The sequence below is a fragment of the Streptococcus sp. 27098_8_22 genome (assembly GCF_041432415.1).
GTDB classification, from domain to species: Bacteria; Bacillota; Bacilli; order Lactobacillales; family Streptococcaceae; genus Streptococcus; species Streptococcus pseudopneumoniae_M.
In genome coordinates this window covers 51,521-65,735 of the sequence record NZ_JAPVZP010000007.1, presented here as the reverse complement: position 1 = coordinate 65,735, position 14,215 = coordinate 51,521, and the positions used below count along the sequence as shown (strand labels likewise).

Here is a 14,215-nt window from a genome sequence, read left to right as displayed (position 1 = left end):
GGAAGTTTATGTTTTTAACAGTATTTGAGGTATTTATTTAAGAAAGTAACCTTTATAATTTTAACAATCAAAAGGGATCAAACAGACTCTTAGAAGCTAACAAAAAAAGACTAGACAAGTCTAGCCTTTCTTATTAATTAGAATTTTTTACGTTTACGAGCTGCTTCTGATTTACGTTTACGTTTTACAGAAGGTTTTTCATAGAATTCACGTTTGCGTGTTTCTTGAAGAGTACCAGCTTTAGTAACTGCACGTTTGAAACGACGAAGAGCATCGTCAAGAGATTCATTCTTACGTACTACTGTTTTAGACATTTTTTTCACTCCCTTCAAGTTCAAGATCTATTCTATTTTACACGGAATAAAGAAAATTGTCAAGAAAAAAATGAAATTCTCCCAAATCATTCAATTCAAATTTTACAAAATTTACCCCTTACACCTAACCTAGTTCCCCACTTATAAAATTCATTCCAGACGGCCAAATAATTCATTTATTTCACACTCGATGGAATCTAGATATTCCCAATAATCTGACGGTAAATCAGAAATGGTATACAGATCCTGACTATCAAAATGCCAGACAAGATGTTTAAGTATCTGCTCTTGAATAAAATGTAATCCTTTAGTTGAGCTAAACTGATAGCTTCTATCTTTGCTAAATACTGACAAAAAGCAGAAAGTGCAGAACAATCAAATTTGTCTTCTTCATATCAATACCTATAACATTTCTTTTTCAAGAATTAATAATTCTCAAAAAATGAAGATTATATATTCTTCTTTTCAAGGGAAAATCTATCATACACCCTACTATTAGAACTATTGTACCACTTTCAGAAAAACTGTATTCATTTTTGAATATATCCAGACCAAAAAACCACCCAATCCATAGGATCGAATGGTCTTTAATGATAAAAATCTTATTTCTTTAACAAGCTGAGTGCTGCTGCATCTGCGATAATAGTCACATCTGGATGGTTTTGCAGGCTGCTTGCTGGAAGACTTTCTGTCACAGGACCTTCAACAGTTCCAGCGATAGCTTCTGCTTTTGATTCACCATAAGCAAATAGAAGGATAGACTTAGCATCCAAAATGTTCTTAATCCCCATTGAAATAGCTTGGGTTGGAACATCTTCAATCTTATCAAAGAAACGTGCGTTAGCTTCGATAGTAGACTGGTCAAGTTCTACAAGATGAGTTTGACTGTCAAATGGTGTGCCTGGTTCGTTAAAGCCAATATGACCATTGCGGCCAATTCCTAAGATTTGTAGGTCAACTGGATGGTCAGCCAGAATTTGATTATAGCGCTCTACTTCTTCTTCCGCATTGTCCTTAACACCACGTGGTAAGAAACTTTCTTTAAATGGTTTCTTGTTGAATAGATTTTCTTGCATAAAGTAACGATATGATTGAGGATTGTCCCCATCAAGACCTACGTACTCATCCAAATTCACACTTGTAAGATTTGAAAAATCTAGGTCACTCTCTACAATTTCTCTGTAGAACTCAAGTGGGCTACTTCCTGTTGCAAGTCCCAATGTTTGTGCACCATTTTCCAATTTTTCTTTTAAGATATCAAAAGCAACTTTTCCACCTTCAATTGGATTTTCCACTTGAATAACTTTCATAATTTTGTCCTCCATATTCTTTATTTTATTATATGGTATAGACCAATTTTTGTCAAGTGAAAACGGTTTATTTTTGTTGGAAATATAAATATACTTAACAAATCAATTAAGAGTTCTACCCTTAAGCAAAAAAGAGAGGAGTTTGACGTCCTCTCTTAAATCTTATATCAGAAGCACTTCCTGATCATATTCTAGAAAATGATTCTTTTTCTTATACTATTTTTTACGTTTGGCAACCAAACCTAGACCTACCAGACCAAGTGCAGCACCAAGTGCAACAAGTCCAGATTTAGATTGTTCACCAGTGTTTGGCAACTCAGGACCTTTAGGTTTTTCTGGTGTTGGTGGTGTTACTGGTGTTGGTGGTGTTGGCGGTGTTGGTGGTGTTGGTGGTGTTGGTGGTGTTGGTGGTGTTGGTGGTGTTGGCGGTGTTGGCGGTGTTGGTGGTGTTGGTGGTGTTGGTGGTGTTGGTGGTGTTGGTGGTGTTGGCGGTGTTGGTGGTGTTGGTGGTGTTGGCGGTGTTGGTGGTGTTGGCGGTGTTGGTGGTGTTGGTGGTGTTGGCGGTGTTGGTGGTGTTACCTTGTTATTAAACTCAGTATCTTCAGGCATTTGTGAAGTAAGAGTCAACACTTTACCATCCTTAGTTACAGTAACTCCAACAGTCGCTACCATCTTATCGTACTCAACTCCAGCCTCTGTACCTTTCACTTCTTCTACATGATAGATATAAGTACCTTCTTGACCACGTTTGAACTCAAGAGCTGAGAACTTGATCTTACCTTCAGCATCATTGCTTACGGTTTCAATCACGTTGCCATCTTTGTCTTTCAATACGAAGCTGAATTCACCAGCTTTCAATGCACGACCATCCAATTTCTTCGTGAAGTTGAATTCAACTTTCACTGGAATATTAATAACACGTTTTTCAGTTGGTTTTTCTGGTTTTTCAACTGATTTCTTAGTTGGATCATATTGGTGAACAATTTGAGAAGCTGTATTTTCAATATCTACACCTTCTTTAGCAGTTCCCTTGATACGTGCTGGAATATCAAACTTGTAGTAACGTCCAAATGCTAATTTAGCAGTGTCGATTACTTGAGTATTTTCAGCATCTCCAAGAGACTTAGTCAAGTCAGCCTTAGATGTAGCAGTAATAACACCATCCACAATTGAGATATCAAACTTAGCTGTTACATCTTCACCAGTTACTGAATCATAAGCTTTAATATCAGCTACATTAACATCCAAGTTTCCGCTGTCATATTTATCTGTAATACCAACAGATTGAATATTGTGAGCTTCTGTGAATTTAGTTGTATCCAACCATACTTGGTAAACAACCTTATCACCTTTATGGAGTGTTTGAGTATTGATATTTTGCTTTTCATTATTATCAACTTTGTCCACATATGGATCATTGTTGGTATCTGCTACTTTATCAGTCAATTCTTTATCGTCATCAAGAAGTTTATTTCCAGTGATATTAAATTTCTCTTTATTAAGAATATATTTCTCTGGATTGAACTCAGGAGTTTCTGGTGGAGCTACACGGTTGTTAAATTCTTTATCCGCAATGTCGCCAACAGTTGCTACAAGAACTTTAGCTGTTCCGTCGTGTTTAACTGTAACTGTTACATTCGCTTTCATGGTGTCGTATGTAACGGTTGCGTCTGTTCCAGCTACTTCTTCAACTGTGTAGTTGTGAACGCCTGCTTGTTCTTTCTTGAATTCGATAGCTGAGAACTTAACGTTTCCATCTGCATCGTTCGTTACAGTTTCAACAACTTTACCTGTTGAATCTTTAAGGACGAAGCTAAATTCGTTCGCTTTCAATTCACGGCCTTCAAGTTTCTTAGTGAAGTTGAAGGATACTTCAACTGGTACGCTGTTCACACGTTTTTCAGTTGGTTTGCTTGGTTTTTCAACAGTCTTGCTTACTGGGTTGTAGTAGTTAACTACTTGAGCTGCAGTATTTTCGATATCTACACCAGCTGCCACATCAGCTTTCACTGTTGTTGGGATGTCGAACTTGTAGTAACGTCCGAAGGCGAATTTAGTTGTATCGATGATTTGAGTGTTTTCTGCGTCGCCAAGTGACTTCGTGAAGCCAGCTTTAAGGGTTGCAGTGATCACACCATTGTTCACAGCGATATCGAATTTAGCTGTGACATCATCACCTGTTACTGAATCGTAGGCTTTGATCTTAGTAGCGTCAAGATCCAACTTAGTTTCATCGTAGTCATCTGAGATTCCTACTGATTGGATGTTGTCCTTGTTAGCTGCGTCAAATTTAGTTGTATCCAACCATACTTGGTAAACCAACTTGTCGCCACGTTTCACAGTCTTCGTATTCAAGTTTTGAGCTTCGTTGTTTGATGCATCGTCCGCATATGGGTTGGCATTTGTATCTGCGTACTTATCTGCCAACTCTTTATCGTCATCAACGAGCTTGTCACCAGTGATATCGAATTTCTCTTCAGAAACAACGTATTTCTCTGGTTGGAACTTAGGTTCTTCCGGAGGTCTTACTGTATTGTTGAACTCTTTATCAGCGATATCGCCAACAGTTGCCACAAGAACTTTAGCTGTTCCATCGTGAGAAACAGTTACTGTTACATTCGCTTTCATGGTATCGTATGTAACGGTTGCGTCTGTTCCAGCAACTTCTACTACTTTGTAACGGTAAACACCGAGATCATTGTTTGTGTATTTAAGGCTAGTGAATTTAATCTTACCATCCTTATCATTAGTTACTGTTTCAAGAACATTGAATTGATCATCGTCTAACAATTGGAAAGTAAACTCATTCGCTTTCAATTGACGACCTGCAAGAACTTTCTTGAAGTCAAGTTCAATTTGAATTGGAACATTGTTGACACGTTTTTCAGTTGGTTTTTCAGGTTTTTCAACTTTCTTAGTTGTTGGGTTGTAATAGTTTACAACTTGAGCCGCAGTATTTTCGATATCTGCACCAACTACAACATCGTCTTTCACTGTTGTTGGGATATCAAATTTATAGTAACGTCCGAATTCGAATTTAGTAGTATCGATAACTTGCGTGTTTTCTGCATCGCCAAGTGACTTCGTGAAGCCAGCTTTCAAGTTAGCAGAGATCACACCGTTGTTCACAACGATATCGAATTTATCAGTTACTTCTGCACCTGTTACAGAGTCGTAGGCTTTGATGTCAGCTGCATTAAGATTTAATTTCGCTTCATCATAGTTATCTGAAATACCAACTGTTTGGATGTTGTCCTTGTTAGCTGCATCAAATTTAGTTGTATCCAACCATACTTGGTAAACTAATTTAGAACCACGTTCAACAGTCTTAGTATTTAAGTTTTCCACTTCATTATTGATGGTATTATCTGCGTATGGATTTGCGTTTGTTTCACCATATTTATCTGTCAACTCAGAATCGTCATCAACGAGCTTATCACCAGTGATATCGTATTTCTCTTTAGAAACAACGTATTTCTCTGGTTGGAACTTAGGTTCTTCTGGTGGAGTTACGACGTTGTTGAACTCTTTATCAGCGGTATCGCCAACAGTTGCCACAAGAACTTTAGCTGTTCCGTCGTGAGAAACAGTTACTGTTACATTCGCTTTCATTGTATCGTATGTTACAGTTGCGTCTGTTCCAGCTACTTCTTCAACAGTGTAGTTGTGAACGCCTTCTTCACCCTTCTTGAATTTAAGAGCTGAGAATTTAACATTTCCAGATGCATCGTTCGTTACAGTTTCAACCACTTTACCTGTTGAATCTTTAAGGACGAAGCTGAATTCGTTCGCTTTTAATTCACGGCCTTCAAGTTTCTTAGTGAAGTTGAAGGATACTTCAATTGGAACACTGTTGACACGTTTTTGAGTTGGTTTTTCAACAGATTTGCTTACTGGGTTATAAACATGAACGATTTGGTTGGCTTTATTTTCGATGTCCACTCCACCCGCAACGTCATCTTTAACAGTTGCTGGGATATCAAATTTATAGTAGCGACCAAATGCAAATTTAGTTGTATCGATAACTTGTATATTATCCGCATCACCCAATGATTTGTTTACAGAAGTCTTGGATGTTGCTGTAATGACACCATTTTCAACCTTGATGTCAAACTTGTCAGTTACCTCATCACCAGTTTCACTGTCATATGCTTTAATATCAGCAGCATTAACAGTTAACTTATCTGCATCATAAGTATCAGAGATGCCAACAGATTGGATGTTATTTCTGTCAGTGAATTTATTAGTATCTAACCATACTTGGTAAACTAATTTATCTCCACGTTCAACTGACTTGGTATTGATGTTTTCTGCTTCGTTGTTTGAAGTTCCATCTGTATATGGGTTTGCATTTGTAGCAGTGTACTCATCAGTCAACTCATCGTCATCATCTACAAGTTTTGATCCTGTAATGTCAAATTTCTCTTTGTTAAGAACAAATTTTTCTGGTTGGAATTCTGGTGTTTCAGGAGGAGTGATCTTGTTGTTGAATTCTTTATCATCAGTTCCTTCTGTTGATGTTCCATCAGCATTGACACCGCCAGTTGATGTTACGTTTGTTACAGTAGTCAAGGTGTGACCATTCTTAGCAACTTCAACTGTCACTGTAGCTTTCATAGTATCATAAGTCATACCAAGCTCTTTAGTAGATGGGATAACTTCTTCTACTGTATAAGTATGAGTTCCAACTTTAGTATTATCAAATGATAATTCAGAGAATGTTACAGTTCCGTCAGCTTTATTTGTCACTGTTTCAAGAGTTTGACCAGTTGAATCTTTAAGAACAAAGCTAAATTCGCCATCTTTAAGTTCACGACCAGCCAATTTCTTAGTAAAGTCAAACTTAGTTACAACTGGAGAAACCACATAGTTGTTGAACTCAGTGTCTTCAGGCATTGTAACAGCTGTACTCAAGAGACCTGTAGCTGCATCTTTAGTAACTTTAACTTTCACTACTGCGTTCATAGTATCGTAATCGATATTTGTATCGTTACCAGCTTTTTCACGCACAGTGTAAGTGTGTTCACCTTCAGCGCTGTATTCAATAGCATCAAATGTGATTGAACCGTCTGCTGCATTTTTCTTAGTTTGGATTACATTGCCATTTTCAAGCAATTCGAATGTGAAGGCATCTGCTTCAAGTGCTTTACCTTCAAGACGTTTAGTGAACTTGAATTGAGCTTGAGTAGGAGCAGATGTGAAGGTATTGTTGAACTCTTTATCAGTTGGAAGAGTTGCAACAGCAGTAAGAGCATGACCTGATTTGGTAACAGTAACTGTCACGTTAGCCTTCATGGTGTCATAAGTCATACCAGCTTCTTTTGTTTCTGGGATAACTTCTTCTACAGTGTACTTGTGATCACCAACTTGAGCATTTGTAAATGTCAAGGCATCAAATTTAACCTTACCAGCGGCATCATTTTGTTTTGTTTGGATAACAGTGCCATCTTTGTCTTTCAATACAAAGCTAAATTCACCAGCCTTAAGTGTACGACCTGCAAGAGCTTTGCTGAAGTCAAATTGAGCTGTTACTGGTGCCACTATATGGTTGTTAAAGACTTTATCATCTTCACCAGTTGCTTCACCACCAGTAGAGGTCATTGCAGTTTTAGCTGACAAAAGACCAGTACTTGCATCTTTGGTTACAGTTACTTTAACTGCGATAGTCATTGCATCGTAGTCTACATCAGCTTTATCGCCTTTAACTTCTTTGACAGTATAGTTGTAGACACCCACTTGATCAAATGACAATTCGCTGAAGTTAATCTTACCATTAGCTTTATTTGTTACAGTTTCATTAACATTGTTATCACCAGTCAAAGTGAAGCTAAAGTCACCTGCATTCAAGTTGCCATTTGAAAGTGATTTATCAAATTCAAGATTTACTTTAACAGGAGCTGGTGTGAAGGTATTGTTGAACTCTGTATCTGCAGGAAGTGTGTTTGTTGCTTTAAGAAGGTGACCTTCCTTGGTAACAGTAATCGTCACTTCAGCTTTCATTGTGTCATAAGTCATTCCTGCTTCAGAACCTTGAACTTCTTCTACAGTATACTTGTGGGTTCCAACTTGTGTCTTATCAAATGTCAAGTCATCAAAGGCTACAACACCTTCTTTAGTATTTGTCTTAGTTTGAAGAACCTTACCTGTTGAATCTTTAAGAACAAAGCTAAACTCGCCAGCTTTCAACTCACGACCTGCCAGAGCCTTACTGAAGTCAAACTTAGTCTTAACTGGAGCTACAACATAGTTGTTGAAGACCTTGTCATTCTCACCCTCAGCATGACCACCTGTTGATGTATAGACTGCTCCAACTTCTAGTTTATCCTGAGCATTTTGTGTAACGGTAACTGTAAGAGTAACCTCCATACCATCATAGTCAACATTCGTATCCGAACCAGCAACTTCTGTAATCTTATAAGTGTAAGTACCTGGTTTTTCGAATGTTAGTTTGCTAAAGGTTGCCTTACCATTTTTGTTGGTAACAGTTTCTTGGTGTGTACCACCTTCTTGTTTAAGAGTAAAGCTAAAGTCACCGTCGTTCAAGGTACGACCATCAAGAACTTTGCTTACTTCAGGTGTATAGGTTACCGGATCTACTTTTTCATAGTAGTAAACTGTTTCCTTATATGGCGTCAATCCATTAAGTAAGTCAACGTTTGTACCAATACCGTTTACTCCCCTTACTAATTGGGCATTTGGAGAAAGGTGTCCAATATTATCTCCAAGGAAAGGAATAAAGACTGTTTTCTTAGGTATGTATCCTGAAGCTTTTTGGAAGCCAAACTCCATTTCTTTACCATTTGGATAGTTTACTCCATTCTTATCCGTGAAAGGAATTGTGTAAAGTGGAGTCTTCTGAACAACTAAATCTTCTGTGTTTGCCTTTCTAGGTTTTATAGGCTTGGTTTCTGCTAGTAGCATATAGCCATCTGTACTTAAGGTACCGTTCGAACGCTTGCTCTGTTGCTTTGGATCAAGAAGATAGATACGAACGACAACTGAACCATCTTCTCCAACGATTTCTTTGATACGCTTGATGCCCGCACGCTCCGCATCCATAAATTTAGTCCCAACAACATATGGACGAGAAACATAACCCGTCATACTATCAGCAGGAACTTCTTGATAGAGTTTGTAACCTGCAAACTGACGTTTACCTGAAGCAGTGAAGTTTTGACCTTCTGTAGCTGTCAAGGTGTACTTGGCTAATTCAACTTCATTACCGTTCGCCTCATAATCTTGAACAGTTGTGTCTGTTTTACTAGCATTATAGGTAGGATTGGCTTTGTCAACTACTTTATAGTGAGTGGTTTTGGTAACAACTCGTGGAATTTTGAAGTTACTATCCGTAATCGGGCGTCCATTATAGGTAGGCTCAACTACGTTCATAATATCAGTAGTTGTACGAGCAGCATAAACTGCGTTAAAAAGTGCTTGTTCTGTCGGTGTAAGTTGATGACCTGAATTTACTAGCGATGCAATTCTATCAGCCACCTTATAACCTGTTTGTAGAAAAGGCTGAACTGTTTTATCTGCTGCCATAGAAGTCTGATAGTCAACTTGTAAGGTCAACTCAGAGTTTGACTTGGTTGTTGTTGTAGAGAACTCCTGAGTGCCACTTGTTGCAGTGATAGTTTTTGTTTCGACTACAGCCCCTGTTGTCTTATCAATTAATTCTGCAACTGAGTCAGTTGATGCATCAAAGTTCTTATAGATACGAAGATAGTAGTTAGTATTGTAGCGTTCATTGAATTTTGTGAGATCTAAGATACTAAATGTATAGTAATCTCCAGCTTTTCTCTCGTATCCTACGGGTACATCCTGGGACTTAACTGTTGCACCAACAGGATCTGTCATATCTGGATCTGCTGTTTCACCATCTTTAAGTGTAGTTGTAGTTGCTATTGCTTCTGTGTTATGGTCAGTTGCAGCACGACGGTTACGGCGACGGCCACCATTTGTAGCCAAAGCAGCGGCATTTACAGTATTTTCCGCTGCTAAGGCAAGAGTTGATTTATCAACAAGTGGTTTTGCTTCAACCTTATCTACACTGACATTTGTATCAAGGCTAGTTGCCTCAGCTACTACTGAAAGTTCTACTTTAGGCTCAGATTTTTTCTCTGATTTAGATTCAGTCTTTTCTTCTGCCTTAGGCTTAGTTGCTACAACTTCTTCTACTTTTGAAGCAGTTGCTGCTACTGGCTTAGAAGACTCTGGTTTTGCCTCAGGGCTAACAGATGTTTTTTCCTCAGGTTTTTCAGCTTTTGTTTCTTCTGATTTTACTTCAGTTGGTTCTGATTTTACTTCTTCAGACTTAACTTCAGGTGTTGATGTTTCTGACTTAACTTCTGAAGTTTCAGAATTAGCTGAAGTTGCCACATCCGTTGATGGCTCTTTCAACTTTTCCTTGTCGTTATTATCGACTAGTTCAGTATTCTCTGCTGTTTGTTTTGCTACAATCTCAGCAGCATTTACAGCACTACCGTTAGCCATCATGAAGCTAAGGGTTGTTCCTAAGAAAACTGATGCGACACCAACTTTGTATTTTCTTAAAGAAAATCGTTGTTGCTCTCTTCTTATCATGTGATAAGTTCTCCTTTTTAAACATTTCAACTAATAATATGTAAGATTATTGACTTTTCCTGAAAAAATAAAAGTTTTCTACATACTAGCAGTAACCCTACCAGTATACCATATTCGGGCCTTTTAAATCAAGAAATAAGGATTTCACTCCCTAGCTTTTTTATAATTATTATTCATTTTTATGGCAATTAATTCGCTTAAAATCAATGTATGTTAGTGTCGCTTTTTTTATATAATTGCATTCCAATAGCTTTTATACCAAAACAAAACTTTCACTTAATAATGTTTTCTATATTAAAAAATTCCAAACCTGTAAATTGAATATTTTTTATTCAATTTACAGGTTTAGAATAAATTATTGTTTTAGTAAAATTACTGATTACAAGATAGATATCTGATAAAGACCAATCCTAAAATATATATTTTTTTAGAGTACTTGATAAAGCCTGGTAACCAGAGACGCTGAGGTGAAGGCCATCTGTTGTGAAGTCTGACTTGAGTTGACCTTTCTGATCTAGTAAGTTCTCAAAAACAGGCACAAATTCAACCTGCATATAGGCAGAGGCAAGGTCTTGATAGGCTTGGTTCCACGCCTTGATTTTCTCATTGGTACGAATATACACTGTCTGTTTAAAGTCCTCACCTTCATTGACAGGCAAGATGGAAACTAGCTTTATCTGTGACAGTGGGTAGTCGCGAGAAATGGTTTGAATCACACTCTCGAGATTATTCAGTGCTTCATTCATTGGAATATCTTTTCCAATGTCATTTGTCCCAATCAAAAGTACAATTTGATCCACTGCATCACCATAGAAGTGAGCATCAAGGTTATCTAGTAAAAGTCCGGTCTGATAACCACGAATACCTCTATTCACAATGGTCTTTGTTGTCCCTAGTAATTCTTGCAAGGGAAAATACTCAACAATAGAATCTCCAATAAAGATGATATCTGGTTCAATCACTGAGATTTGATTAAGTTCACGATACTTGGTTTGAATTTTTTCCTGCTCTTTTAAGAGCCAGTTTTCTAATAGTTGTACTGCCAAGTTATTCTCCTTCTTCTAGCCAGTTTTCTAAAACTTTGTAAACACCTGCCTGACTGTTGGGTGGAGCTACTTCTGTCGCAATTTCCTTGACTCTATCCTCTGAATTTTCCATGGCGTAAGAAATACCTGCCAACTCTAACATTTCAATGTCATTTTCACTGTCTCCAAAAGCCATGATTTGTTCAGGTTTTAAGTTCCAACGTTTGAGCAATTCTTCTAAGCCCCAAGCCTTATGAATCCCATCTTGTAAGATATCAATACAACCATATCCACTAGAAACAGCTCGCACATGCCCATCAAATAATTCATTAATTTCCTGTAAAACCGAATCGGATCGTTCTTCACCAACTACCATGCTCATCTTGAGAACACCACCGAAGAGATTAGAGTCAAATTCATCGACGAATTGCATTCGTTGATAGAGCTTTTCAATCATCTCTGGAGTCATGAATTTATCAAGTTCTGTAAAGACAGTACCTTCCTTGACAAAACCGCCATTCATAGCAGTTACGACAAACTGATCCTGACACTCTCTGCCTTTAAAATGACCCAAAGCCCTATCAACCATAGCATCGTCCCAAGTCTGAGCTTGAATCAATTTATCATTTTCGAATATACGAGCACCATTAGCAACCACGAGAACTACTCTATCTGCTAGATGTTCCAGTAATTGTCGCATTCGATGAACTTCATTTCCCGTTGCAATGACAAAACGAACTCCACGCTGATCTAGCTGATCTAAAATTTTCTCTAGTCGAGGTAGATCCAGTTGTCCTTGAGGATCCAACAAAGTACCGTCCATATCCGTCGCTATTATCTTAATATCCATCTTGCTCCTCTTTTAATGTCACTACCACTTCAAACCTACATGCTCGTTCATTTCTTTATAGGCTGTATCAATCCGTTGCTTGGTGGCCTCGTCTAACTGACTACGGTATTTTCCACTCTCAATAAAGTCTTCCAGGATATAAGTTTGGTAAAGATAGAGTGGGTAGCCTTCTGGAGAATAGCCTCCCTTTGGAGTACGACTCACCCAGCTTGGATGGGCTTGGGCCGTCTCAATAGTTGTTTTACCGGATTTCTTCTTAATAGTCACATCCATGAGGACTCCACGTTCCGTCCACTTGGCATTTTCCACATCCTGCATGGTTTCAATCCGTTGATTTGAGATGAAATTCCCCATAGAGTAAATGATAAGCTTTTTATCACCGTCTTTTTCAACCGTTTCAGCTGGTTCAACAACGTGAGGATGACCACCAAAGATAATATCAGCTCCCCAATCAATCATTTTATGGTAAAGTTTCTTTTGCTCCTCAGTCGGCTCAATTTGATACTCAACTCCCATCTGAGGCATGATAATTGTAATATCCGCCTCCTTTTCTGCTCGTTCAATTTCAGCCTTCATTTTATCTTCGTCTAAGTCTGAAAGATAACGATTATAATCCTCTTGTGAAATGCTTTGTTCAATACCGTTAAAACCATAGGAATAAGCTAAAATAGCAACTTTAATACCATTAACTTCCTTGATAACTAAAGGAGCCTTATCTCGTGATTCATGGGTATAGACCCCGACCGGTGTCATTCCTGCCTTTTCAACAGCATCTGCAGTTGAAACCACTCCCTCAATCTGAGAATCCAAGATATGATTGTGAGCCAAATCTAGCACTTGATAGCCTGCATCTTTTATAGCATCCATAACTTCACCAGGTGCATTAAACAAAGGATAACCTGCAAGATAGTGGTCTTTATTTACGGTTCCTTCAAAATCACCAAGAACTAAGTCAGCTTGCTTCAGCCAAGGTTTTACGTATTCAAAGTTTTCATGAAAATCGTAGGTGCCGTCTGATTTTTTGGCTGAAATGTAGATAATGTCATGATAGAGCAAATCACCATTTGCCATGATACGCGCACTCGTTTCTTGTTCCGTCTCTGCATTATTTGCCTGAGAACTTGACTCTTGGTGTGCGGAACTTGGATCACTACTGCTTAAAGAAATCCCTCGAGCTCCTTCCACTAATAAAGTAAGCATCATCGAGACAGCTACCGAAGCTAACAAGACCACAATAAAAGTGCGATTATTCCACTGCTTATAGTTCCTGAAAAACCGAACGGAATGTCTAATAGCTTGTAAAACGGGACCATTTTTTCTTCTACTACTACGTTGTTCCATATCTTTTCTCCCATAATTTCAAAGTCATATTTCTTACTCTATTATACCACAGACAAATAGGTATTTCCTTTTATTATATTATTTTTTAGCAACTTCTGTGACTTTCTTTCTCATCTGTTTTGTGTTATCATGTAATTGTAATAGAAGGAAAGGAAAGAATATGTCTGCTATAGAACGAATTACCAAATCTGCTCATTTAATCGATATGAAAGATATTATCCGCGAAGGGAACCCTACTCTTCGTGCTGTTGCCGAGGAAGTCAGCTTCCCCTTGAGTGATCAAGATATCATTCTTGGAGAAAAAATGATGCAATTTTTGAAACACTCGCAAGATCCTGTTATGGCTGAAAAATTAGGTCTACGTGGGGGAGTTGGACTTGCTGCACCGCAGCTCGACATCTCAAAACGCATCATCGCCGTACTGGTACCGAATATCACTGAGGAAGGGGAAACTCCACAAGAAGCCTATGATTTACAGGCTGTCATGTACAATCCGAAAATTGTATCCCACTCAGTCCAAGACGCTGCTCTAGGCGAGGGAGAAGGTTGCTTGTCTGTTGACCGTGCCGTTCCAGGCTATGTTATCCGCCACGCTCGAGTAACTGTCGACTATTTTGATAAGGATGGAGAAAAGCACCGCATCAAACTTAAAGGCTACAACTCAATCGTAGTTCAACATGAAATTGACCATTTAAATGGCATTATGTTCTATGATCGTATCAATGAAAAAGACCCATTTGAAGTTAAAGATGGCCTGCTCATTCTTGAATAAAGAAAATCCCGTTGCAAGAC

General features: G+C 38.2%; 7 protein-coding genes. 1 reads left to right on the top strand and 6 read right to left on the bottom strand.

Annotated features, from left to right (window positions below):
• Window positions 1-137: 137 nt before the first annotated feature.
• The 6 genes from rpsU to O3633_RS08010 all read right to left on the bottom strand — a co-directional run bounded on the left by rpsU (window position 138) and on the right by O3633_RS08010 (window position 13,423).
• Complete coding sequence (rpsU, locus tag O3633_RS08035; protein ID WP_000048054.1) at window positions 138-314, bottom strand: 30S ribosomal protein S21; 177 nt, start codon at window positions 312-314, stop codon at window positions 138-140.
• 602 nt (window positions 315-916) lie between these two features.
• Complete coding sequence (locus O3633_RS08030) at window positions 917-1,624, bottom strand: glucosamine-6-phosphate deaminase (RefSeq protein WP_000864783.1); 708 nt, start codon at window positions 1,622-1,624, stop codon at window positions 917-919.
• Window positions 1,625-1,840: 216 nt separating this feature from the next.
• Window positions 1,841-10,207 carry a streptococcal pilin isopeptide linkage domain-containing protein gene (locus tag O3633_RS08025; protein WP_371620939.1) on the bottom strand — a complete coding sequence of 2,789 codons (8,367 nt, stop codon included), beginning with the start codon at window positions 10,205-10,207 and terminating at the stop codon, window positions 1,841-1,843.
• 410 nt (window positions 10,208-10,617) lie between these two features.
• A complete protein-coding gene (locus O3633_RS08020) occupies window positions 10,618-11,253 on the bottom strand; it encodes an SGNH/GDSL hydrolase family protein (RefSeq protein ID WP_371620938.1) in 636 nt (211 codons plus the stop codon).
• 1 nt (window position 11,254) lies between these two features.
• Entirely contained in the window at window positions 11,255-12,082 is an 828-nt protein-coding gene (locus tag O3633_RS08015) for an HAD family hydrolase (RefSeq protein ID WP_049530909.1), read from the bottom strand.
• A 21-nt stretch (window positions 12,083-12,103) separates the two neighbouring features.
• A complete protein-coding gene (locus O3633_RS08010) occupies window positions 12,104-13,423 on the bottom strand; it encodes a CapA family protein (protein ID WP_371620937.1) in 1,320 nt (439 codons plus the stop codon).
• A 160-nt stretch (window positions 13,424-13,583) separates the two neighbouring features.
• Here O3633_RS08010 and def point away from each other — a divergent pair, with 160 nt between their 5' ends.
• Window positions 13,584-14,195: a peptide deformylase gene (def, locus tag O3633_RS08005; RefSeq protein ID WP_371620936.1), complete on the top strand. Its 612-nt coding sequence runs from the start codon at window positions 13,584-13,586 to the stop codon at window positions 14,193-14,195.
• Window positions 14,196-14,215: the final 20 nt, after the last annotated feature.